The organism is Cognataquiflexum aquatile (genome assembly GCF_003316845.1).
GTDB classification, from domain to species: Bacteria; Bacteroidota; Bacteroidia; order Cytophagales; family Cyclobacteriaceae; genus Cognataquiflexum; species Cognataquiflexum aquatile.
Window position 1 is genome coordinate 1,494,072 of the sequence record NZ_QMIK01000001.1, and the last position, 24,588, is coordinate 1,518,659.

22 protein-coding genes are annotated in these 24,588 nt (G+C 42.7%); 15 read left to right on the plus strand and 7 right to left on the minus strand.

The window, feature by feature from the left end:
• Window positions 1–724 precede the first annotated feature (724 nt).
• Window positions 725–1,921, minus strand: coding sequence for an ATP-binding protein (locus tag DQW11_RS06045; protein WP_113923056.1), 1,197 nt, complete (start codon window positions 1,919–1,921; stop codon window positions 725–727).
• A 259-nt stretch (window positions 1,922–2,180) separates the two neighbouring features.
• Between DQW11_RS06045 and DQW11_RS06050 the strand changes: the two genes are divergently transcribed.
• Window positions 2,181–3,746, plus strand: coding sequence for a calcineurin-like phosphoesterase C-terminal domain-containing protein (locus tag DQW11_RS06050; RefSeq protein WP_113923057.1), 1,566 nt, complete (start codon window positions 2,181–2,183; stop codon window positions 3,744–3,746).
• Between the two features lie 209 nt (window positions 3,747–3,955).
• On the opposite strand, the gene DQW11_RS22215 is transcribed toward DQW11_RS06050, so the two are convergent.
• Complete coding sequence (locus DQW11_RS22215) at window positions 3,956–4,105, minus strand: hypothetical protein (RefSeq protein ID WP_157966049.1); 150 nt, start codon at window positions 4,103–4,105, stop codon at window positions 3,956–3,958.
• A gap of 71 nt (window positions 4,106–4,176) precedes the next feature.
• On the opposite strand from DQW11_RS22215, the gene dinB reads away from it, so the two are divergent.
• Window positions 4,177–5,367: a DNA polymerase IV gene (dinB, locus tag DQW11_RS06060; protein WP_113923059.1), complete on the plus strand. Its 1,191-nt coding sequence runs from the start codon at window positions 4,177–4,179 to the stop codon at window positions 5,365–5,367.
• 33 nt (window positions 5,368–5,400) lie between these two features.
• Here the strand turns inward: dinB and DQW11_RS06065 are convergent, their stop codons facing one another.
• From DQW11_RS06065 to DQW11_RS06075, 3 genes are all read right to left on the minus strand, one after another.
• Entirely contained in the window at window positions 5,401–6,654 is a 1,254-nt protein-coding gene (locus tag DQW11_RS06065) for a type II toxin-antitoxin system HipA family toxin (RefSeq protein ID WP_113923060.1), read from the minus strand.
• Window positions 6,651–6,947 carry a helix-turn-helix domain-containing protein gene (locus tag DQW11_RS06070; protein ID WP_113923061.1) on the minus strand — a complete coding sequence of 99 codons (297 nt, stop codon included), beginning with the start codon at window positions 6,945–6,947 and terminating at the stop codon, window positions 6,651–6,653. The genes DQW11_RS06065 and DQW11_RS06070 overlap by 4 nt, the downstream gene beginning before the upstream one ends.
• A 433-nt stretch (window positions 6,948–7,380) precedes the next feature.
• A complete protein-coding gene (locus DQW11_RS06075; RefSeq protein ID WP_113923062.1) occupies window positions 7,381–8,181 on the minus strand; it encodes a glycoside hydrolase family 16 protein in 801 nt (266 codons plus the stop codon).
• 83 nt (window positions 8,182–8,264) lie between these two features.
• Here DQW11_RS06075 and DQW11_RS06080 point away from each other — a divergent pair, with 83 nt between their 5' ends.
• Together DQW11_RS06080 and DQW11_RS22685 are read left to right on the plus strand one after the other, a co-directional pair.
• Window positions 8,265–8,456 carry a CsbD family protein gene (locus DQW11_RS06080; protein ID WP_113923063.1) on the plus strand — a complete coding sequence of 64 codons (192 nt, stop codon included), beginning with the start codon at window positions 8,265–8,267 and terminating at the stop codon, window positions 8,454–8,456.
• A gap of 127 nt (window positions 8,457–8,583) precedes the next feature.
• Window positions 8,584–9,747 carry a homogentisate 1,2-dioxygenase gene (locus DQW11_RS22685; protein WP_113923064.1) on the plus strand — a complete coding sequence of 388 codons (1,164 nt, stop codon included), beginning with the start codon at window positions 8,584–8,586 and terminating at the stop codon, window positions 9,745–9,747.
• A 263-nt stretch (window positions 9,748–10,010) separates the two neighbouring features.
• On the opposite strand, the gene pafA is transcribed toward DQW11_RS22685, so the two are convergent.
• Complete coding sequence (pafA, locus tag DQW11_RS06090) at window positions 10,011–11,660, minus strand: alkaline phosphatase PafA (protein WP_113923065.1); 1,650 nt, start codon at window positions 11,658–11,660, stop codon at window positions 10,011–10,013.
• Window positions 11,661–11,831: 171 nt separating this feature from the next.
• Here pafA and DQW11_RS06095 point away from each other — a divergent pair, with 171 nt between their 5' ends.
• The 11 genes from DQW11_RS06095 to DQW11_RS06145 all read left to right on the plus strand — a co-directional run bounded on the left by DQW11_RS06095 (window position 11,832) and on the right by DQW11_RS06145 (window position 23,189).
• A complete protein-coding gene (locus DQW11_RS06095) occupies window positions 11,832–13,253 on the plus strand; it encodes an aminopeptidase P N-terminal domain-containing protein (RefSeq protein WP_113923066.1) in 1,422 nt (473 codons plus the stop codon).
• Between the two features lie 92 nt (window positions 13,254–13,345).
• Window positions 13,346–14,218, plus strand: coding sequence for a geranylgeranylglycerol-phosphate geranylgeranyltransferase (locus DQW11_RS06100; protein WP_113923067.1), 873 nt, complete (start codon window positions 13,346–13,348; stop codon window positions 14,216–14,218).
• A 207-nt stretch (window positions 14,219–14,425) separates the two neighbouring features.
• Window positions 14,426–14,983, plus strand: a complete 558-nt coding sequence (gene purN, locus DQW11_RS06105) for a phosphoribosylglycinamide formyltransferase (RefSeq protein ID WP_113923068.1) — start codon at window positions 14,426–14,428, stop codon at window positions 14,981–14,983.
• Between the two features lie 108 nt (window positions 14,984–15,091).
• Window positions 15,092–16,618: a bifunctional phosphoribosylaminoimidazolecarboxamide formyltransferase/IMP cyclohydrolase gene (gene purH / locus DQW11_RS06110; RefSeq protein ID WP_113923069.1), complete on the plus strand. Its 1,527-nt coding sequence runs from the start codon at window positions 15,092–15,094 to the stop codon at window positions 16,616–16,618.
• Between the two features lie 253 nt (window positions 16,619–16,871).
• Window positions 16,872–18,362, plus strand: a complete 1,491-nt coding sequence (gene cysS / locus DQW11_RS06115) for a cysteine--tRNA ligase (protein ID WP_394337133.1) — start codon at window positions 16,872–16,874, stop codon at window positions 18,360–18,362.
• Window positions 18,352–19,332 carry a M28 family peptidase gene (locus DQW11_RS06120; RefSeq protein ID WP_113923071.1) on the plus strand — a complete coding sequence of 327 codons (981 nt, stop codon included), beginning with the start codon at window positions 18,352–18,354 and terminating at the stop codon, window positions 19,330–19,332. Before cysS ends, DQW11_RS06120 begins: the two co-directional genes overlap by 11 nt.
• Window positions 19,333–19,358: 26 nt before the next feature.
• Entirely contained in the window at window positions 19,359–20,384 is a 1,026-nt protein-coding gene (locus DQW11_RS06125; protein ID WP_113923072.1) for a LacI family DNA-binding transcriptional regulator, read from the plus strand.
• Window positions 20,385–20,420: 36 nt separating this feature from the next.
• The gene (locus tag DQW11_RS06130) at window positions 20,421–21,488 is read left to right on the plus strand and encodes an aldose epimerase family protein (protein WP_113923073.1); all 1,068 of its coding nucleotides are present in this window, start codon (window positions 20,421–20,423) and stop codon (window positions 21,486–21,488) included.
• Between the two features lie 11 nt (window positions 21,489–21,499).
• Complete coding sequence (gene galK / locus DQW11_RS06135) at window positions 21,500–22,645, plus strand: galactokinase (protein WP_113923074.1); 1,146 nt, start codon at window positions 21,500–21,502, stop codon at window positions 22,643–22,645.
• Window positions 22,646–22,704: 59 nt separating this feature from the next.
• Window positions 22,705–22,896, plus strand: coding sequence for a hypothetical protein (locus DQW11_RS06140; protein ID WP_113923075.1), 192 nt, complete (start codon window positions 22,705–22,707; stop codon window positions 22,894–22,896).
• On the plus strand, window positions 22,884–23,189 hold the full coding sequence (locus DQW11_RS06145; protein ID WP_113923076.1) for a type II toxin-antitoxin system RelE/ParE family toxin: 306 nt from the start codon (window positions 22,884–22,886) through the stop codon (window positions 23,187–23,189). The genes DQW11_RS06140 and DQW11_RS06145 overlap by 13 nt, the downstream gene beginning before the upstream one ends.
• A 35-nt stretch (window positions 23,190–23,224) precedes the next feature.
• On the opposite strand, the gene DQW11_RS06150 is transcribed toward DQW11_RS06145, so the two are convergent.
• On the minus strand, window positions 23,225–24,583 hold the full coding sequence (locus DQW11_RS06150) for a glycoside hydrolase family 140 protein (protein ID WP_113923077.1): 1,359 nt from the start codon (window positions 24,581–24,583) through the stop codon (window positions 23,225–23,227).
• Between the last annotated feature and the right edge of the window lie 5 nt (window positions 24,584–24,588).

A 24,588-nucleotide genomic window follows, 5' to 3' on the forward strand; every position in this document is an offset into this window, starting at 1 on the left:
ACAAGATTCCCCATTGGTTCAAGTCTTCAGACTTGGACCCCCATTGGTTCAAGTCTCCAGACTTGGACCGCTGAAACTCGTTGGTTCAAGTCTCCAGACTTGGACCACAAGAATGCAGTCTCCTGACTGCTACGTCCTATTGGTTCAAGTCTCCAGACATGGACCGTCAAAATGCAATCTCCAGACTGCTAAGGCTGATGTTTGTACTTACTTAGGTTCTTTATTCAGCCGATGTTTGTGTCTTCACAAACATCTTAAAAATAATTTACTCAACCTATTGAGTAATTTTACTCAGTATATTGAGTAAAAAATTAAAATACCTCCATATCCATTGATATTCAATTAATTACAATTTAATTATTAAGCAATAAAATGGAGTATTTAAGCATACCAATTGGTTCAGGTCTCCTGACTAGGACCACCAAAATGCAGTCTTCTGACTGTTTCCTCCGCATCACTGCGTGAGGTATATTTTTTAACCGCAAAGGACTCAAAGGTTTCGCAAAGGTCAAAAAAGCGGATTAATGATTTTTTACCACTGAGGTCACTGAAGAAATGATTATGGAGAAAAGACCCCAACGGGGTCCAACCTTGAATAGCCCCGGGTAGAACCCGGGGGTAATTTCACAACAAAACCCGGCCAACCCTGAAGGGGTTGAACCATCCATCTTCCAGAATTTTATAGTAAAAAAACAAAAAAGGCAACCTGTGAGAGTTGCCTTTATTATGCATACAAATCCAAAACATCCATCTGAAGGAATTCTTGCCAAGGAATGCCATCCGCACCAATGAGCAGGGTTTTTTCGGGTTTGAATTGTTTGGCGAAGGCGTTCATTCCCGAAAGAGTACCGGTTTTGGAGGACTTTACTTCCAAGGCAATCACCCGCTTTTTGTATTCCAACACAAAATCCACTTCTTCATTTCCTTCCCGCCAATAGTAGACATTTAGCTTTTTATCCTTGAAGGACTGATTGATGAGATGCGCACCAACTGCAGATTCAACCCATCGTCCCCAAGCTTTGGGATCTGCCAACAAGGTATCCATACTTTCATTGGAAATACCGGACATGATGGCCGTATTATGGACCATAAACTTAGGACTGGAAGACCGTTTCCTGACCATATTGGGACTGTATTTTTCCAATCCTCCCAAAAGCCCGGCATCGTTTAATAGATTCAGGTAATTGGCCAAAGTGGTGGTATTGCCGGCATCGGCAAGCTGCCCCATGATCTTGGTGTAGCTCAGCACCTGACCGGAATACACCGAACCCAACTCAAACAAGCGCTTCATCAGCGCCGGCTTATCTACACGGGTCAGCATAAGGATGTCCTTTGAAATACTGGTTTCCAAGAGGGAATCCCGGATATAGTTCTTCCATCGGTCCTCGTCATCCTTTAAGGCGATAGCACCCGGATAGCCTCCAAACCAGATAAATTCTTCTGCTGTCAGGCCGAAAGCATCCTTCATTTCTTTATAGGACCAATGTCCAAGGTAAGTCGCTTCAAACCTTCCCGCCAGAGATTCTGTCAACCCCTGCTGGAGCATCAGCCTAGATGAACCCAACAAAACTACCCGAATATCTTTTTCTTCGGCAGTATCCCTGTCCCACTCGGCCTTGATCTGCTCGGACCAGTTGTCGATCTTCTGCACCTCATCGATGACCAAAAGAAAAGGCTTTTCGGGCTGCTGCTGTTGACGGATCCGGGCATTTTCCCACTGTTGGGAAATCCACACACCATCTCCGGCCGGCACTGCATCCGCGGCTATCATGACACTTGGATAATCCAACTCCGCCATAATCTGTCTTACCAAGGTGGTTTTTCCTATTTGCCTTGGGCCATAGATGACTTGGATAAACCTTCTTGGTTCATCTTTTAGCCGCTTCAGTAAACCTACTTTTTCAATTCTTTGGTATGCCATAATTATTTTACTCAATATACTGAGTAAATTTACTCATTACATTGAGTAATTTCAAATTTTTCTCACATTTTATTTATTATCAACACATTACAAAAATATAATAAGAAAAAATTCAGCTCTTTAATGAAAGAAAGTAAGACTAAAAGGACAAAAAAATCCTTCCCTTACCATTCATAATAAAACAATAACTTCCAAATAATATACTCCTCGCATGATTGGCTTAATTTCATAACTTGAAAAATAAACATCCAATACACCCATGAAAAAATACATACTACTCATCGGACTCTCTTTGTTGAGTTTGTCTGGATATGGCCAAAATACAGTCACCGGCTATGTGTATGAGGATCTCAATGCAAACGGAAAGAAAGATAGACGTGAAAAAGGGCTTCCAAATGTATCCGTATCCAATGGGATAGAAGTAGTCAAAACAGATGACAAGGGTCAATATGTACTTCCGATCCAGGAAGATCAGACCATATTTGTGATCAAGCCGTCAGATTACGCCCTGCCAAAAAACGAAAACAACCTTCCAAAGTTCTTTTACAGCCATAAGCCAAAAGGTTCTCCCACCAACCTGAAATATGCAGGCCTCAGTCCGACAGGAGCATTGCCCAAATCGGTGGATTTTGGACTTTTGCCATCCACGTCCGAAAGCAACTTTACCGCTTTGGTATTCGGTGACCCGCAGCCGTACAATATGACGGAGTTGGGATATTTTGAAAAAGGGGTGGTCGATGAAGTCGCGGGCATTCAGGGAATACGCTTTGGGATATCGGTGGGCGACATCGCAGGAGATGACCTGTCCTTGTACCCGGCCTATGCGAAGACAATCGGAAAAGTCAGCGTGCCTTGGTTTTCGGTTATGGGAAATCACGACATGAATCAGGACGCAACAAAAGACGAGTTGACTGATGAGACTTTTGAGTCCTTTTTTGGCCCCGCCACCTATGCTTTCAATGAAGGTGATGTCCACTTTGTGGTGTTGGAAAATATCCTCTATCCGGATCCAAGAGACGGACAGGGATATTGGGGAGGATTGAGGGCTGATCAGTTACAGTTTATCGAAAACAACCTCAAATTAGTCCCAAAAGACAAATTGGTCGTGGTATTCATGCACATCCCGTTGTTTGAAGAGGGAGAAAGCTACAGGGATGAAGACAGGGAAAAGCTACTCGAACTGCTTTCAGATTTCCCCAATACCGTATCACTTTCTGCGCATACGCACTATCAGAAGCAGACTTTCTTCGGAAAAGAAGCCGGGTATAACCAAAGCAAAGCCCATCACCATTATAACATCGGTACCCCTTCGGGAGATTGGTACAGCGGAAGGATGAGAGAAAGCGGCGTGCCCGAATCCACCATGCGTGACGGTTCGCCAAACGGTTATGTATTCATGGATTTTGAAGGCAACCAATACAAAGCGAGGTACAAAGCCGCCGGAAAACCCGACATCTATCAGATGGAAATCTTTGCTCCAAAAGTATTGGAGAAAGGAAAAAGAACCTCCACGGGAATTATTGTCAACTTCTTTATGGGCACTGCCAATGATGAGGTCCGCTACAGGATCGACAATGGCGAATGGAGAAAAATGGCCAACCTTACAGATTACGACCCTTCTTATTTGCTCAAAATCTTCGAATGGGAAACCACCGAAACACTCCTTGACGGAAGAAGACCTTCCAATGCCGCGCGCACGGACCACCTGTGGAGAGCCGGCATCCCTGTCAATCTTGAAGTCGGTGTCCATACCATCGAGGTCGAGGCCACGGACATGTTTGGCCAAAAACATACCGGAACCAAAACGTTTAGGATTGAGCAGTAATTGATCTCTAATCCATAAATCAATCTGATATTAATTGAAATTGGATATTGATGGATACTGGATATTAATAGATATTATGAGGTGAATTCTAAGTTTGATACTGGAAGACATTGTCAATAATGATCTCAGATAAATGAAAATCACCAAAAACACCTCAATCCAATTTGGGGTGTTTTTTTATATATGACCGCTTACTTGCAGGAGACCATTTATGATTTGGTTTGGAGTTCAAAATCAGCAGCTATGGACCATGGACTGATTGCTATGGACGATTTGAACATGCCTGATTTTTGCTTCTTGTCCGGAAGGATGCTACAGGAAATTGTCACAGTATTTTTGGATTTCTGGCAAACCTTCATTTTTCTTCCTTTTTGGTATTGAAAATATGTTTAAATTATAAACATTAAAATGTTTATAAAATTGACATATTATGGAGAGAAAGAGGAGCATTGTCCACATGGATCTGGATTCATTTTTTGTATCTGTGGAGCGGCTGTATGACAGCAGGCTGAATGGAAAACCCATTCTCATCGGCGGTTCGGGAGACCGGGGGGTCGTGGCTTCCTGCAGCTATGAAGCGAGGAAATTTGGCGTGCACTCCGCCATGCCTATGCGCACGGCGCGGCAGCTTTGTCCGGAGGCGCTGATCATCCGTGGGGATTTTGAGAAGTACAGTCAAAAATCCCACGAGATTACCGAGATCATCCGGGAGGATGTGCCGCTGTTTGAAAAGTCCTCCATCGATGAATTTTATATCGATTACACAGGTATGGACAGATTTTTTGGTTGCTTCAAGATGGCGCATGAACTCCGCCAAAGGATCATCAAAGAAAGCGGTCTGCCGATTTCCTTGGGGCTTTCGGAAAACAAAACTGTCTCCAAAGTAGCCACCGGAGAAGCCAAACCCAACAATGAAAAGGAAATCCCCTATGGGATGGAAAAACCCTTTCTCGCTCCCCTATCCGTCCGCAAGATTCCCATGATCGGGGAAAAAACTTCGCACACCTTATACAATATGGGCGTCAAAAAGGTACAGACCCTACAGGTCATGCCCGCCGAACTGCTGGAAGCTACTTTTGGGAAAAACGGCACCATGATCTGGGAAAAAGCCAACGGCATAGACCGCTCCCTTGTGACACCCTATTCCGAAGCGAAGTCCATTTCGACCGAAAACACCTTCGAGCAGGACACCATCGATGTCAAGATGCTCGAAGCCAACCTGATCGCCATGACGGAGCAGATCTCCACCAAACTGCGCCAAAAGCAACAGCTTACAGCCTGCGTGAGCGTGAAGATCCGCTATTCGGATTTTGACACACACACCGTGCAGCAGCGCGTGCCTTACACTTCTGCGGACCATACGCTGATCCCGATCGTGAAGGAATTGTTCAAAAAACTGTACAACCGCCGTATGCTGATCCGTCTGATCGGGGTGCGCTTCAGCCACCTTGTCCATGGCAATTACCAGATCAACCTCTTTGAAGATACGCAGGAGCAGATCCGGCTTTACCAGGCCCTCGACCGGCTCAATACCAGGTATGGCGACAAAACCGTCTGCCGTGCCATCGGCATGTCAATAGGCAGGAGACGGTTTAACCCTTTTAATGGAGTGGCGATGTGAGGGAGAAAAGGGGAAAGTATTTCACTTAAAAAACTATATCCTAAATGCCGCCCTCATCAGACGCTGCTCATTTCGGGGAATACCTATTTCATTGGCCACTTTCTCCCAATTGACAACTGCTGATTTTACTTCTTCAACAATTAATTCCATTTCTTTTTCGCTGATCCTAAAAAACATCCCCACGGATTTGGCCAATCCCAAATCCAAGACATTATTGTCCATATCGATGTTCAGCGACAAACGTTCCTTTTCTATAGAAGGGTTAAGGTCAAAAGCGGGAGATAATCGCCATCCTTTAAAGGTAAGCACAAAGCCATGATTACGAAGATGGTCATCTGTATTCGAGACCATAATATTGAAAACAATTCTTCTCCAAAGTTCCATGGAATCTCGTTCAATATCGCTTCCTGAAAACTGGATAAATTCCAAAATATCCAGGTATGAAGGTATATCATCTCTGATACTTTCTTCACTTTTCCCGGTCATTGTCATTGCTGAGGCAAAATGAATCCGCTCTTCCCCAGACCTGTCAAACCGCTTTGTGAAAAAAGTATGGTATTTACCTGAAACATGCTCCAACCTGCATGGTGACATTTCAATTCCAGCTTCTACAGCCAAGCGGTAGGTAAGGTATTCCCATGCCGCTTTATCAAAAGCATCATTTCGGGAAGGGAATTTGGCTATCCAAAGCGCCCCGTTTTCATCCCTGATGTTTGCTTTTGGTCTTGCCCCTCCCAATGAAGATCCAGGGGCCATCAACATAGAGAGCCATTTGTCGACCTCATCGGTATCAACATTTGATTCTAATAGATTTGCTCCATATTGCAAATCCCTGATTTGGGCCCAAGGTGGAACAGAAAAAAGAGATTCATTTTCCAAAAAAGGTCCTCCCGGATCGAGTTTGAACCTGAGTGCACCCATCCTCGTGTAGTCATTGACTCCCAACAAATAATCTATATCGTACAATATCTTGGGTGGGGTGCTTTCATTTTGTGCTAGTAAAAGGGCTCTTCTTTTCATTAAAGTCCTTCCCCAATTGTCAGGCATTGAATCCAAAAATATTCCAAAATTTTCTTTATCTTTTGGATATTGAGTCCCACTATACAAAGAAATATCCGGATCGAGCAACCATTGCTCTTGGGAAGAAATCCAGGCAGGATCATAAGAAAAACCAAATGCCTTCCTTCCTTTTGCTTGCTGTGCTGTCAACACCCCCAAACACCTTGGCACGGGCATTCCTTGCCAATGTGCATAGACCCAAATATCAGTTTTAGCCAGTGAACTCATGATTTACCAATCAATGCCAGATCCTGAAGCTTTCTCCCAAATTCATCATCGGCGGCAAGTTTTAAAAAATCCTCTTCCAAATTTAAAACCCGGAGAACATTAAAGTATGACCCTAATGCTACACTGGGATTTCCCTTTTCTATTTGATACAAAGTGGTTCTATTGATCCCTGCTCTTTCTGATACCTGAACGGTACTAAACCTCCTCCTCTTTCTTGCGAGTTTGATGTTTTCACCCATTTGCTCCAGTATTTTCTGAAACCTTGGCAGAAGAATCGCTTTCTTAGATTTCATTATATGTTGTTTAATATCCACAAAATAAATATTTATGTTGATAATAAACAACATAAATATTTATTTCCATACTCACTTACGAATATTTTGGCTTAAAAATATCCAGGTTTGGTGAAAACAATTCCCTCAAACAGTATGCCGTGCCATCGGCATGTCAGTAGGCAGGAGGCGGTTTAACCCTTTTAATGGAGTGGCGATGTGAGGGATTATTCTACTTCTGAGCAGTTAAATGTTATCTAAAAAGTAATTTCTTATGGATGAGGAATGCTTTGAAACTTTGATTCCTTGTGAAGCTTTTCCAACCTAACCGAAAATAAACATGTAATTCTTCGATCGTAACCGAAAAATTACATGTTTAAAAGTGGATTAGGCCCAAATTGGATGAATTGATCCTGATCATTTCCATTTGAAAAAGTCAGGATTTCAATTTCCCTTATTTAACTTCCTCCGGCTTTTCTCGATAAACCCTCACGTAATCCACTTCCATTCTTTGGGGCCAAATATCAGCGGCAACCCCCTTGCTGCCTCCCCAATTTCCACCGACGGCAATATTCATGATCAGGTGAAATGGCATATCAAATGGCCATTCGGCGGTATTCTTTTCTGTATTCACAAAAGTGTGATAAAGCTCTCCGTCGATATAAAAATCTATTTTCTTTTCCTGCCAATCGATGGCATAGGTATGAAATTCCTCGGAACAGGTAAGCACTGATTTGGTCGCTCCCATTTGAGTTCCGATCGTATGGTTGAATGCTTCAGTATGGACCGTCCCGTGGACTATGCCCTGATCATAACCAACATGCTCCATGATGTCGATTTCGCCGCTTTTGGGCCATCCCCCATATTTGTTTTCTTCGGGAAGCATCCATATAGCAGGCCATGTTCCCAAGCCAGAAGGAAGCTTTGCTTTTATCTCAATGTAGCCATACTGCCACGCTGCATTCCCTTTGGTGACCAATCTGGCTGAGGTATACCCCTTGGAAAAGGTACTGTCCTGATGGGCTTCTATAATGAGGCTCCCTTTTTCAACCCTTGCGTTTGCAAGAGTTTCTTTGGTGTAGTATTGCAATTCATTGTTGCCCCAACCGTGATCGCCGACATCATAGCTCCATTTTCCGGGGTCAGGGAGACCATCGATGTCAAATTCATCCGACCAAACGAGATTTTGTTCCTGATCATTTCCTCCACAAGCCAATAAGAGGAGTAACGGAATTGTTTTTGCAATATTTTTCATAATAAATATCTAATATTTTATATTTGGAATAGTATTTGTTTTATTTATTGTGAATTTTATATTAAACTAAAACCAAAACGACCATGTCACTAGACTTAAAGATCAAAGGAAACTGGAATGAGCTGAAAGGTAAATTAAAAGAAAAATACGGGGAACTCACAGATGATGACCTTGTTTATGCAGAAGGTCAGGAAGATCAATTACTCGGTAGGCTGCAAAAGAAAACCGGAGCTGCAAAAGATGAACTTACCAAATTCCTTTTTGGAAAAGATTGAAAATACCAAATCCAATAAGAGAGCGGCATATGCCGCTCTTTTTTTTTGCTCCCTACTTTAATTTGTATCCCGGAAGAATGGTATTTCATTTTTTATAAATTTGTTGGATACATAAACCCAAATACAAATGGCTTACTACCACAGATTAGGGAATATTCCCCCAAAAAGACATACTCAATTCAGACAGCCTGACGGAAGCCTCTACAAAGAAGAACTTGTAAGCTCCAAAGGATTTTCCGGCATCTGCTCCAATCTTTACCATATTTACAATCCCAACGATGTCAAATCTATAGGCAAGCCAAGCCCATTTTCTTGGGAACCTGCCAAAGCACATGGGTTGCAACAGACACATCTCAAAACTTCCGGGGTGGGCATCACCGGCAAAGACTATCTTTCCGCACGCAAAATGCTCATGATGAACAATGACGTCATGATGGGTATCTGCACACCTGAAGAGCGGAAAATGGACTTTTTCTTCAAAAATGCAGATGGGGACGAACTGATCTACGTCCATGACGGCGAAGGAGTGATGTATTCACAATTTGGGAAATTGGAAGTGCGGCAAGGGGATTATATTGTGATTCCGAGGACTACGATTTACAGGTTTGAATGGAAAGAAGAAGGTCCACTGCGACTATTGGTGATAGAATCTCATGGCCCGATCGAAACAGTCAAAAGATATCGAAATGAGGTCGGGCAATTGTTGGAACATTCTCCCTACTGCGAAAGGGATATCCGCACGCCAAGTGAATTGATCATCGATTCAGAAAAGAGTGATTACCTTGTCCAGATCAAAAAAGGGGGAATGCTCCATCCCTATACTTACGGGCACAGTCCATTGGACATCGTCGGATGGGATGGTTACCTGTATCCTTACGCCCTTTCGATCCATGATTTTGAACCGATCACGGGTAGAATTCATCAGCCGCCTCCGGTACATCAGACTTTTCAGGCTTGGGGATTTGTGATTTGTTCTTTTGTGCCAAGGCTGTTTGATTACCATCCATTGGCCATTCCTGCCCCATACAACCATAGCAATATCGACTCAGATGAAGTGCTATATTATGCTGAGGGAGAATTTATGAGCAGAAAAGGAATTGACCGGGGATCTTTCACCATCCATATGGGCGGACTTCCGCATGGCCCGCATCCGGGAACTGTCGAAAAATCCATCGGAGCAAAATCCACGGAAGAGATCGCCGTGATGCTTGACACCTTCAAACCTTTGCAAGTGACGACCCAAGGTCTTGAATTTGTCGATCCCAATTATCCGATGTCCTGGAAGGAGTAGGTGATTGGTTATTTGGTTAATGGTTATTGGTTATTTGGTTATTTGAGCAGGTTTTGAAATCAAAACAGCTTCCCGTTTTTGGAGGGGAAGCTGTTCTTTTTTTTTTGAAAATGATTAACTCTAAATATCTTAGTTATGGATTTACACTTTCTTTCCTTAACCATTTAAAACTCGGAGTGAGGTTCAATTGAAGTGGCTATGGACTGTCGACTGTGGTCTATGGACAGATATTATCCAAATGTCCAGTATCTGTTAGATCCGAATCATTTCTTATCCACAATCTCCAATATCGGTTGACCCGTGGCTCCATTCGGCAATCGGATATCAAGCATCATAGAAAGTGTCGGAGCAATGTCGGTGACGGTAGTGTACCTTGAACTTTCACCTTGTGGAACATTCCATCCCATAAATACAATAGGCACATGGGTGTCGTAAGTATAGCCTGTCCCGTGGGTGGTGCCTTTTTTCCAAAAACTGCTGATCCAAGCGGGTTCCAATAGTAAGAGAAGGTCTCCGGATGCTTTATGATTGAATCCCATCTGGAGAAGGTTTTTGTGACCGGTCACGTAATCCATTCTTTTCATGTCAGTAGCTGTGTACACTTCCTTGATTCCATCGTACCGATTTAAGAGAAATTCTCCCAATTCACGTTGGATTTTCTCTATTGCAACTCCTTTTTCCTTGGCCAATGCATGGTTGAGAAAAACCTGCTCATTGGAAAAATTGGAAATCCAATCACCTTCCCCATAATTGATGATGCAGAAACCCTTCATTTGGGTAAGAACCTGTCTGGTATTGAAGAGGCCTGCAGGTACTTTCTCACTATTCATATACTCTACAATATCTGCAACAGCATGGTCGGCTGTGAGAAATACCACGTATTCATCTTTTCCATATTCTTTGTCCAAATAATTAAAAAACTTTTCAAGGTCTTTGTCCAACCGAAGGTAATTATCTTCCAACTCGATAGAACTTGGACCAAATCTATGTCCAATGTAATCCGGGGATGAAAAACTGATGGCCAACAGATCTGTTTCTCCCCTTTTTCCTAATTTCTCTCCCTCTATGGCAGCATATGCCATATCCAAAGTCAAGGTATTCCCAAAAGGAGTATTCGCCACCAAACCCAGACCCTCATTATTGGCCATCAGAGCGGGAAGGTCGTAAGGGAATGCTGTCGAATCCATCCCGATAAACGGTGCTTCAAATTCATTGTGATCGGAAATGCTCTGGATGTAAGTATCAATAGGGAAAAGTGGCTCCCATTTTGTTGAAAGGTATTTTTCAGCCAGTTTCTTATCATTGAATTTTTGTACCCAAGCGGGTAATGAGTCATAATAATAGGTTGAAGTCATGAAATTGCCGGTAATGTTGTCAAACCAATATGCATCTCCTAAATGACCTGCAGGAAGGGAGGCTCCTCTGTCTTTGATGGCAATACCTACAACTTTTGACCTTTTGTTTGATGCAAATCTCATTTCATCCGAGATTGTGGTTGAATACATATTCCGCGGGGAGATTTTCCCGTTTTTAATATCTCCTCCGACGGCACTGACTGTACTGTCTTCAGCACAATACATCGTCCTGCCAAGGCTTCGCACATACCATTCATTGGCAATGATGCCGTGTATGGCAGGTGTTGTTCCGGTGTAGACAGATGCATGGCCCGGACCAGTAAAGGTTGGAATGTAGTTGTAATGGGCATTTTTCATCATGAAGCCTTCTTTCATCAACCTCTTGAATCCACCTTCGGTATACCTGTCCTGAAACTTATAAAAATACTCTTGCCTCATCTGGTCGACCACAATCCCCACCACAATCTTGGGTTTTGCGGAAGAAGTATTTTTTTGGTTTTGAGCAAAAGCCATGAAGCTAAAAAGTACAAACATGAAAATTGTCATCAATTTTTTCATTCTCAACAATGGTTTAAATTTTGGTAAATATATGGATTTACAAATTGGAAGCTTTTTTCCAACTTGTCAATCGGCAGGAATTATTTAGGATCGGATCTGATTTTTCATGGTTGGTTTACTTTTTTATAAAAGTGACGCTATATTTCCTTCCTAATCCAACATTCTGAATAAATGAAATTCCAAACCAAGCTCCTTTGCCTTTTTGCATTCCTAACTTTCATTTCATCCGTAAACAACCTTTCTGCCCAATCCTTTTTCGATGATGGTTTGAGTCCCGAATTTCACAAAGGCCGCAGGGAAGCACTGAGGGCTTTGTTGCCTGAAAATTCGGCAGCTGTTTTCTTCAACAATCCAGTCAAAAACAGGTCCAACGACACTGATTTTACCTATAGACCAAACTCCGATTTTTATTATTTCACCGGTTTCAGGGAGCCGAATTCTGCCTTGATCGTCTTCAAAACGCCGCAAACCATCGATGGCAAATCAGTCAATGAAATCATCTATATCCAACCCAAAGATCCTGCAAAGGAACAATGGGACGGAGAAAGATTGGGTGTGGAAGGAGTCAAAGAAAAGCTCGGATTTGAGCATGTTTATCTTTATTCAGATTTTCTAAAAAATCCTGTAATTGACCTGAAGCAACTGAAAAGCGTGCTTTCTTTTGACCTCGGTGAAATTGAAAGAAATGACTACAACAATCCTCTAAAGGCCATGGTCACTGCCTTGAAATCAGCCCATTCTACACCTTTGAAGCCTGCAGATATGGCGCTGAACAATATCATGGAAAGGATGAGGGTGATCAAAACCGAGGAAGAAATCAAAATTCTGCGAAAAGCAGTCGCTATCTCAGGTTATGGACATATGGAAGCGTTCAGATCTATCCAACCCGGCACGACTGAAAGGGGAATCCAAGGCGCACATGAATTTGTCCATAAGGCCATGGGCGCAGAATATGTCGGTTATGGTTCAATTGTCGGTTCGGGCAACAACTCCACTATTCTGCACTATGTTGACAATGGTGTAGTTAATCTCCGGGAAGGAGTCGTGTTGATGGACGTAGGCGCGGAATACAGAGGCTATTCCGGTGACATCACAAGAACAGCACCGGTCAAAGGTGTTTTTTCTCCTGAAGAAAAAGCCATTTATGAAATTGTCCTGAAAGCCTTGGAAGCCGGCACAAAGGCTTGTACGGTTGGCGCTGATTATAGAGAAGTCGATGCCGTCGCCCGCAAGGTGATTGACGAAGGACTTGTGAAGTTGGGCTTGGTCAAAGCGGGTGAACGCCATCCTTATTTTCCGCATGGTATCGGGCATCATTTAGGTCTGGATGTGCATGACCGGGGTGCTTATGGCATTTTGGAACCAGGAATGATCTTGACCATAGAACCGGGCATATACATTCCTGAAGGCAGTCAGGTAGATCCCAAATGGTGGAAAATAGGTATCAGGATCGAAGACAATATTCTCATCACCAAGGAAGGTAATGAAAACCTGAGTGAATTTGTACCTAGAACCATTGCCGACATCGAAAAACTGATGAAGGAGGAAGGTCTTCTTCAAAAAACAGGACTTCCAAATTTGGATGGAAAATAATCCAGACATTCAAAACCTAATGCTTTAAAATAAAGTTGGTAGAGGTCAGGAATATATCCAAGTTCCTGACCTTTTTGTTTTAATTTTGAACCATGAGCGCCACAACCAAAGCCAAAAGACTTTCATTTTGGAGTCTTCTCAAAATCAGCAGACCTCTCAATCTGGTGATTGTGGCTTTTGCACAACTGATGACTGCGTTTTTTTTGGTGGAGACCACCCGAAAGGGACTTCCTGTGCTTCAAGACATCAACCTTTATCTGATCATCCTGTCCACCGTCATCCTGACGGCTGCCGGCTACATGATCAATGACTATTATGATGTCAAAATCGACTATGTCAACAAACCAGATGAAGTCATTATCGGCAAAGGGATGAAGAGACGAGTCGCTATTTTTCTCCATACCATCCTTAACATCAGCGGGGTCGGGATCGGGCTGATAGTCAGTCCAAGGATCGCAGTGATCAACTTCATCGCCTCTTTTTTACTTTGGCTTTATAGTAATTCCCTGAAACGGCTGCCTTTTATAGGGAATTTCACCGTGGCCTTATTGACAGGAACAGCCATTTGGATGATCGGGTATTATTATCAAAAGTCCGAACTGTTGGTCTTGACATACGCCATTTTTGCTTTTTTTATCAACCTGATCCGAGAAATCATCAAAGACATCGAAGACAGGCAAGGCGACAGAAAACACGGTTGCCGTACACTTCCGATCGTTTTTGGCTTCCGCAATACCAAAAGGATCATTTTCATGATCGCCTTTTGCTTTATCAGCGCGATTTTAGTGGTGACTTTTAAGATCAATAATACCCAGCTTTACTTTTACTTTGGAGGTCTGAGTATCCTCTTTTTTATTTTTATGTACAAAATCTACATGGCTGACCGTAAAGCCCATTTCACCCAACTGAGTATTCTTTCCAAAATGCTGATGTTTACAGGGATTTTGAGCATGGCTTTTTTGTAGGTTAGATTTGAGATTTGAGATCAAAAAAACCGAATTCAAGAAGTGATTCCATTTTTGCTTTGAGTTCAAAACATATCTTGGTTAAAATTGCATTGGGTTCAGAACAATAATTATCAGAAAAAACCTTGGATGATTTATTCCAGGATTTAAAAGGAATTTTAGATACCAATCCTCTATTTTTACGGCTTCAAAAAAAGCCAAGCAATCTTGAAAAAAATAGCCATCCTAGCTTCCGGTAGCGGTACCAATGCCGAAAAGATCATGGAGTATTTCCAAAACTCCTCAAAAGTCCAAGTGGTCCTTGTGGCTTCAAACAAAAAAGATGCTTTCGTGCTTGAAAGGGCTAAAAAATTTCAGGTTCCTACTTATACTTTTTCAAAATCAGAACTTGAATCCGGAATACTCACCGACCAACTCCAGACCTTAGGAGTCGATTTGGTAGTATTGGCGGGCTTTCTTCTCAAAATTCCCGATAATCTCATCCAAGCTTTCCCAGATCAAATAGTCAACATCCACCCTGCCTTATTACCAAACTACGGAGGAAAAGGAATGTATGGTGCCCATGTACACCAAGCTGTGAAAGATGCAGGGGATGCTGAAACAGGAATCACCATACACTTGGTCAATGAACATTATGATGAAGGTAAAATTATCTTTCAGGCCGCTGTGCCGGTCAATCCTACCGATAGCCCCGATGATATTGCCCACAAAGTCCACCAACTCGAGCACAAATACTTCCCAAATGTGATTGAAAGCCTGCTATAATCCCTTGGTTTTCCTACCTTTGCGACTTGAAAAATTTCCAATAAATAAATCACCCCATTGGCACACTATTTCTGTTCTGAAAAGTGACTTTGTGGGATTCATTCAAACATGGCTACCAAAAAAATACAATCCGCCCTCATTTCGGTCTATTACAAAGACAATCTTGAACCTATCATTGCCCAACTGAAAGCACAAGGAGTGACCATTTACTCCACAGGCGGCACTCAGGCTTTTATCGAACAACAAGGTGCTGAAGTCATCCCTGTAGAGGAACTGACAGGCTATCCGTCAATATTCGGAGGACGTGTAAAAACCCTTCATCCAAAGATTTTTGGAGGAATTCTGCACCGAAGAGACCATTCCGGAGATATTTCCCAAGCCACTGAGTTTGATATTCCGGCAATTGACCTGGTGATCGTGGACTTGTATCCATTTGAAGAAACTGTCGCCTCAGGTGCTTCCGAAGCGGATATCATCGAAAAAATAGACATCGGAGGCATTTCCCTCATCCGTGCAGCAGCCAAAAACTTCAAGGATGTCGTCATCATCGCCTCCAAAGGACAATATGCTGAACTTGAAGAAAGACTAAGCCTACAGGACGGCGCAACGACTTTGGAAGACAGACGTTATTTTGCAGCTCAGGCATTTCAGGTTTCTTCGAATTATGATACCCATATTTTCAACTTTTTCAACCAAACTGAAAATATCCCTGCCCTCAAAATCTCTGAAACGAAAGCCAAGGCATTACGCTACGGAGAAAACCCACATCAGGCCGCCCATTTCTACGGAGACATGGAGGCTTTGTTTGACCAATTGAACGGAAAAGAACTTTCCTATAACAACTTGGTGGATGTGGATGCAGCAGTTGCTTTGATTGCTGAATTTGAAGGAGAAACGGCATTTGCCATTCTAAAACATACCAATGCCTGCGGTGTGGCAACTGCCAAAACTGTTCAGGAAGCTTACAAAAAAGCATTTGAAGCGGATACCACTTCCGCCTTTGGAGGTGTTTTAATCACCAACCAAAACGTAGACCTTGCGGCAGCTGAAGAAATGCACAGCCTTTTCTTTGAAGTGCTGATTGCTCCTTCTTTTGACGAAGATGCCTTGGCATTGCTCAAAGGGAAGAAAAACAGAATCCTCCTCAGGCAGAAAATCCAAATCGAAGGCACCAAGCAAATCAAAACTTTGCTCAATGGCATCATCGAACAGGACAAAGATCTGAAGACCGAAACCAAAGCCGACTTCAAAGTAGTGACCAAAATCACCCCAACGAACGAAGAACAGGACGCCTTGGTATTTGCTGCCAAAGTCTGTAAGCATACCAAATCCAATACGATCATCCTGAGCAACAGCAACCAATTGTTTGCTTCGGGAGTGGGACAGACATCAAGGGTGGACGCACTGAGACAAGCCATCGAAAAAGCGAAGTCATTTGGCTTTGAGCTGAAAGGTGCCGTGATGGCTTCAGACGCATTTTTCCCTTTTCCTGATTGCGTAGAAATCGCCCATGAAGCAGGCATCACCGCTGTCGTCCAACCTGGCGGATCCATCAAGGACCAAGACAGCGTCGACTTCTGTGATGCACATGGCATAAGCATGGTGATGACAGGTGTGAGACATTTCAAGCATTGATTTGCGAGAAGCCAGAGATTAGAAACGAGACCGTTTGAAAACATTTCAGACGGTCTTTTCTTTTTAAACCACTGGAATACTTGGAAAACCTGATTGACACCCAACAAAACCTGATTGATTTTTTACCATCAGGAGATCAATTGAATATTAAAGGCTTATCCCAACCCATTTCTTTTCATTCCCGATTTCTATTTTCTATTTTGCGTCTTCATTTTAAATACCTTTATTCTTTGGTATTCCGTACCCTTATATTATGACCCATAATCTAAAAATCTACAACACTCTTTCCCGCAAGAAAGAAGATTTTGAACCGATCAACCCCCCTTTTGTTGGCATGTATGTCTGCGGACCTACCGTATACGGAGATGCGCATCTAGGCCATGCGAGACCGGCAATCACTTTTGATACTGTCAATAGATACCTTACGCATCTTGGCTATCGTGTACGCTATGTCCGAAACATCACAGATGTAGGACATTTGCAGGGTGATGCGGATGAGGGCGAGGACAAAATTGCCAAAAAAGCAAAATTGGAGCAATTGGAACCGATGGAAGTGGCGCAGCAATATACTGACACTTACCACCGTGACATGGAGGCGCTCAATACATGGAAGCCGAGCATTGAACCAAGGGCAACAGGGCATATTCCTGAGCAGATCACTTTGGTTGAGAACATTTTGAAAGAAGGTTTGGCGTATGTTGTCAATGGATCGGTATATTTTGATGTATTGAAATACAATGAAACGTACGAATATGGAAAGCTTTCAGGCCGGGTTTTGGACGAGCTGATCAGCGGAAGCCGTGACCTTGACGGACAGGGCGAGAAAAGAAATTCTGTTGATTTTGCATTGTGGAAAAATGCTTCTCCCGAGCATTTGATGAAATGGGAATCACCTTGGGGTACGGGCTTCCCGGGTTGGCACCTCGAGTGTACTGCCATGAGTTCCAAGTACCTTGGAAAGCAGTTTGACATCCACGGAGGCGGAATGGATTTGATGTTTCCGCACCATGAATGTGAAATTGCACAGGGCAATGCCTGCAACCATCAGGACCCTGCCAAGTATTGGATGCATAACAATATGATCACCATCAATGGACAGAAGATGGGCAAATCATTGGGTAATTTCATTACCCTTCAGGAGCTTTTCACCGGAGACCACAAACTCCTGGAACAAGCCTATAGCCCGATGACGATCCGTTATTTCATATTGACGGCACACTATCGGTCCACTTTGGATTTCTCCAATGATGCCCTGAAAGCCGCCCAAAAAGGATATAAGAAAATCATCAATGGTTTAAGGATTGCAAAAAAATTGGAATTTGAGGCGGATGATTCTCAAACATTGGATGCGGAGCAGGTCAAGCAAGTAGAAAGCAGCATCAGCAATGCATACCGTGCAATGGATGATGACTTCAATACAGCCCAGGCGATTGGTCATATTTTCAATTTGTTGAAAAAAATCAATTCTGTCTATACTGGTCAGTTGAATGTAGCTGTATTTGGCAAGGATATTTTTGACCAAATGATCCAGACCTATGTGATTTTTGTAGAAAAAATATTGGGTCTAAAAGAAGAAGTTGCCAATAACCAACAGGGGCTTTTGGAGGTTCTGCTGAAACTTTATACCGAATCAAAAACCGCCCGCAACTATGCCAAAGTGGATGAAATAAGGGTGGGTTTGAAGGAATTGGGCATCGTAGTTAAAGATATGAAAGACAAAATCGATTGGGCATATGAAGAATAGATGGGGATTAATCCTTCTTTTCGTTGTTTTCCTATGGTCATGTGGCAGTGACAAAACAACTGAAACCTCTCAGGTACCCGTTGTTTACAAGCCCGTTCCAGAATTTGTGACTGACTCCGCCTATGCTTATATCCAAAAACAGGTGGATTTTGGTCCAAGAGTTCCCAATACTGAACCTCATAAAAAAACAAAAGAGTGGCTTGTCCAAAAATTTGAAAGCTTTGGATTGGACGTTCAGACACAGGATTTTCAGGCCAAAACCTATGACAATCAACTTTGGAATCTGACCAATGTCATCGCTTCTTATAATCCCTCTGCAAAAAAACGGGTTTTATTGGCGGCTCATTGGGATACAAGAAGAATCGCCGACAAAGACACCGAAAGGATTGGCGAACCAATAGATGGTGCCAATGACGGCGGTTCGGGTGTCGGTGTGCTCTTGGAGATTGCCAGAATTATTAGCATTGCAGAGCAAAAACCTGAAATAGGGATAGATTTTATCCTTTTTGACGGGGAAGATGATGGAGAACCTGAACATACCTCCTTTTCCAAAAATGCACAGGTTTGGTGGTGTCTCGGTTCTCAGCATTGGTCGAAAAATCCTCACCAAGCAGGCTATTCAGCCTACTACGGCATATTGGTAGATCTTGTAGGGGCAAAAGGTGCGAGGTTCTACAAAGAGGGCAATTCCATGCGCTATGCCAAAAACATTGTCAATAAAGTGTGGAATTTTGCCTCAGAATTGGGATATTCAGACTTCTTTATCATGGAAAATGCTCCAGAAATCATCGACGACCATGTTTTTGTGAATAGAGATGCAGGGATTCCGATGATAGATATCATTGAATTTTCTCCAAGGGCAGGATTTGGCCATTACCATCATACCCATATGGACAATATGGAAATAATCGATAAAAGAACACTAAAGGCAGTAGGCCAGACAGTTTTATTCACTGTATACCAAGAATAAAAATCCTATATAACCACCAACAAATCATGAAAAAAGGCCATCAGGTTACAATGAAAGAGATCGCCAAAAAACTTGGCGTGTCGGTCTCTACTGTTTCCCGGGCGATGAAAGATTCCCCTGAGCTCCATCCCGATACCAAAAAACGTATCGTGGAGATGGCCAAAAGCATGAATTACCAATACAACCTTTTGGCACAAAGTCTCAGGATCAGCCGAAGCAAGGTTTTGGGGGTCATAGTTCCTGAGTTGACTTCCCATTTTTTCTCTAGCAATATCAGCGGAATACAGGATACTGCATATAAGCGTGGCTACAATATCATGATATGCCAGTCCAATGAATCCTTCGAACAGGAAAAAGCCAACATCAAAACTCTGGTGTCTTCGCAGGTTGACGGTCTCTTGATTTCCCTCAGCAGGGAGACCAAAACTTACGAACACCTACAGGACATCTATGACCGTGGAATTCCTTTCATCATGTTTGACAGGGTGACTGAAGAAATCCCTGTATCCAAAATCACGGTGGACGATGCACATGGGGCCTATTTGGTAGTAAAACATTTATTGGATCAAGGTTGTAGGAAAATAGCTTATTTCTCGGGACCCGAGGACCTGTATATCAGCAAGAAAAGAAAAGAAGGTTACCTTGAAGCTTTGGCGGAATATGGCATACCGGAAAAAGACAGCAAGGTTTATTTTACAGACCTGACCCCAGAGATGAACCGCAAAGTAACTTTGGAAATGCTTGAAAGCGGCGATCTTCCTGACGCCATATTTGCAATGATAGATCCTGTGGCAGTCGATGTCATGATTGTGTTAAAAGAAAAAGGCATCAAAATACCTGATCAAATCGCACTTGCCGGGTTTACAAACAATCCTACATCGGCAGTGGTGGAACCTTCCCTCACGACGGTTTCACAACCCGGATATGAAATGGGCCAACTTGCTGCCAATCATTTACTTGACCAGTTGGAAGAAATAGTGTCGGACGATCCACAGTCATTTGTGTTATTGACCACTCTTGTTCCAAGAAATTCTTCCAAGAAAAAATTATAAAGCCTTAAATGGCTTTTTTTATAACCAAACCAGCCTATGCAACCTGTCTTGACTTCCAAAACATTTGGATTTTCTCCCAAAGGAGATGAAATCCATCTTTTTACTCTTGCAATCCCCGGTCAAATTGAGGTTTCTGTAATGAATTATGGAGCAACTTGGACCCACCTCATTATACCAGACCGAAATGGGAAAATGGAGGATGTAGTGTTGGGGTTTGATACCTTGGAAGGTTACCTTCAAAAAGATTATCAAGATCATTATTGCTATATCGGATCAACGATTGGAAGGATTGCGGGCAGGATTACTGACAATCGGTTCCATTTGGAAGGAAAAACATATGAGCTTCCAGCCAACTTAAACGGCACTCACTTACATGGCGGAATGGAAGGATGGGATAAGAAAGTATGGAAATCAGAACCATTTGAAACCCATAATTCGGTGGGAGTCACTTTTTATTACCAAAGCAGGGATGGTGAGGAAAATTATCCCGGTACCATGGATGTTTGGGTGACTTATACATTGGATGAAACTGGCAGGCTTGAGATCAGTTATAAAGCGAGCTCCGATGAGAAAACAATCATCAATCCCACCAACCACGCCTATTTTAACCTCACAGGCGATTTCTCCAAAACAATCGAGGGGCACGGATTCTTTGGAGACGCAGAGAAATACCTTCCAATGAACCAAAACAGCTTACCGACAGGCGAAATCGCAAACGTCGGCGGAACTCCATTTGACTTTAGAAACCTGAAAACAATCAGTGAACCTATTCACCGAAATCATCCACAGTTAGACCTTGCGGGTGGAATCGACCATTGCTTTGTCCTCAACCAACCTGAGGATTGCGCCGTACTTTATGACCCAGAATCAGGGAGAAAATTGACCCTTTCCACCACCGAACCCGGACTTCAAGTATATACCGGGAATTATCTTAGAAATAATTTCAAAGGAAAAAATGGTCTTACTTATGGCAAAAGAACCGCTATCTGTCTGGAGACGCAACATTTCCCGGATTCCTGCAACCATCCTGAGTTTCCATCCATACTCCTGATGCCCGAAGAAATCTTTCAATCGAGGACGCAGTTTGTATTTACGGCAGAGTGAATATTTTAAAAATGAAGAAACCTATCGAGACCACCTTCAAGGAATTGTTTCAAAAAGAACCTTTGACCGTTTATTCTCCGGGAAGGATTAACCTGATCGGCGAGCATACAGATTACAATGAGGGTTTTGTGATGCCGGCAGCCATAGATAAGAAAATGATTGTCGCCATCGCTGCCAACCGTACCCGACAAGCGAAGGTTTATTCAGTCGATTTTGAGGAGGAATTCGCTTTCAACCTTGATTCTTTTGGTCCAAAAAAAGGTCATTGGGCGACTTACATCATAGGAGTCACAGCCCAATTGCAACAAGCCGGATACGCTGTTCAAGGATTTGATATGGTTTTTGGCGGGGATATTCCAGTGGGTGCAGGCCTTTCTTCTTCTGCGGCCTTTGAAGCCGCTGTTGGATTTGCATTGAACACTTTGTTTGGCTTTCATATTCCAAACCGCTCATTGATCCATTATGCACAAAAGGCAGAACATGTTTTTGCAGGTGTTCAATGCGGCATTATGGACCAGTTTGCCTCTGTGATGGGCAAAAAAGGCCATGTCATCCGCTTGGATTGTAGGTCAATGGATTTCCAATATTTTCCTCTGAACTTGCCTAATCACAGCATTTTGCTGATTGATACCTGTGTAAAGCATTCCTTGGCAGATTCTGCCTACAATAAAAGAAGACAGGAATGTCAGGAAGGTGTCCAAGCGGCCAAAAAAAATAATCCGGACATAAAATCTCTACGGGACATGGATTTGGCACTTTTGGATACTATCCAATCTGACATCAGCCCAACAGTTTTCAACAGGTGCAAATACATCATTGAAGAAAACAACAGGGTGGTGGCAGCATCAGCATTATTAGACCAGAATAACTTAAAAGGTTTTGGAGAAAAAATGTATGCTTCCCACGAAGGTCTTTCCAAACTGTACGAGGTATCATGTCCTGAACTTGATTTTTTGGTTGATTTTACCAAGGAACAGGATTATGTCCTTGGCAGCCGCATGATGGGTGGAGGATTCGGTGGCTGCACCATCAATATTGTCGAAAAAGCAAAACTCAAAGCCCTCAAAGAAAGCATCCAACCTGCTTTTGAATCCAGATTTGGGGTTACTCCAAAGTTTTATGAAGTGAGTTTGGAGGATGGTACAGGTTTGTTATAATCTTTCTTTTTATCATTTATTGTTAATGTTAATTTCATCTATTTGTGATAAATTTAGGTATGAAAGATCCTGTTTTAAAAAAATATCTGATTCAAATTGCCGAGCGATTGACGCCTGAATCAACACTGGAAGACGTTTACGAGCAACTTTCTTTACTTGCGGACATCGATGAATCCGAATTGGAGGAAGAAAAGGGTGAAGTATTAAGTCATGAAGAAGTAACCAATAAATCACGGGAATGGCTAAAATAATCTGGACAAATAAAGCATTTGGTCAATTAGAAAGAGCCATTAATTATATCCGCAAAGAACAAGGCCTTTCATATGCTGAAATAGTCTTAAATAAAATATTAGAAAAAATAAGGCTCCTTGAATCTTCTCCTGAAATGGGGACATTGGAACCATTGTTATCCCATAAAAAAACTGAATATAGATTTTTAATTGTCTGGAGCTTTAAGGTCATTTATAGATTTTCAAAAGACCAAATAACTATATCCAGAATTTTCCATACCTCGAGGAATCCTAGTAAATTGAAAGGAATTTGACAATATATTAGTTTTATTTTTTATTTAGGTGTTACTCACTCCACCACCAATACCCAATCCTGACCCTTTCCATTCGAAGGGGCTTTGATAGTATTTTTTCCTTTGACCAATTCAGTTCCTGAATAAGGAAAACTAACACCTGTCCTCGGGTCGTACCAATTGGCTTTCAGAGTTCTATTTTTCATTTTAGAAAAATCTACTTCCACGCTTTTTCCGGTAGGAAAATAAACCATCGCATAAGATCCTTCTGGATCCCTTGTGGCTATGACAAAATGCTCATCATCTTCTTGCTTGCTAATCACCATGACATCATCAGGAATTCTTGTGAAATACGGTTTTGAAAGCATAAGATTTTTGAGATGCTTGACCTGATTGGCCATAGGGAGATCCAGAGAAACTTTCCATGGTCTCAATGGTGCATTGACCGGCTGTCGGTCCAAAGTAAACATCTGCCAGACGGCATGGCACCCATAGGTCTGTCCCGCCCCTCCTGCAAACACATTCCAATACATGATTCTTCTGATATCATCCGGGTTGCTATAGCCAAGCTCTTTGGCATTGAAGCAGTTGGGGTGTTCTTCGTAGAGCGGTTCACCGTCAAGAGTCGGTTTAGTGGGAAGGAGTCCGTAGTCGTGACTGATGATTCGGTAGGTGGGTTGATTGGGGCAATGTCCCGTTTGTTGCATGTTGAAATCCAGCCAATCCTCTTGATGGAACCAAGTCGAAGAACCTGCCGGCCGGTTTGGCTGTGGATGAAAAGTCATCAAAATCGGATTGTCTTGATGGGCTGAAGCTTGGATTCCTTTTGCCATCTGATTCCAGACTTCCACATCATCAGAGTCTTTTCGGGGATTGCGGTCGCCTCCCAAAACCCAAATCAGGTTTTTCTTTCCGGCGTACCTTGCTCCGATCCATTTTCCATAAGTGTAGGCATTCTCTTCATTGAATATTTCCGGACCCATTCCCCAACTGTCTTTATACAGCTTGTCACCCCAAGTAGGCAGAAGGGCTATATGGATTCCCTTTTGCGCAGCTAGATCAATGATATAATCCACATGCTCCCAATATTTTTCATTGAAGGCCAAAGGTGCAATCGAGCTAAAGGGCATTTCCCCGTAGGAATTTGGTGAATTTAACCCATCCAATTCTGCCAAGGCTACGGCCTGAACAACATTGAATCCCTGAGATACCCTTGTATCAAGATAGTATTCAGCTTCTGCCCTATCAGTTCTATGAAACAATTCCCAGGCAGTATCCGCCATCCAAAAAAAAGGAGAGCCGTCAGATTGGGCCAAGAACCTCTTGTTTTCTGACAATTTGATTGGGCCATTGACCTGAGCAAAACCGGGAACCAGAGAACCCAAAAAGAAGAAAATAAATACCAACTTTTTCATGATGG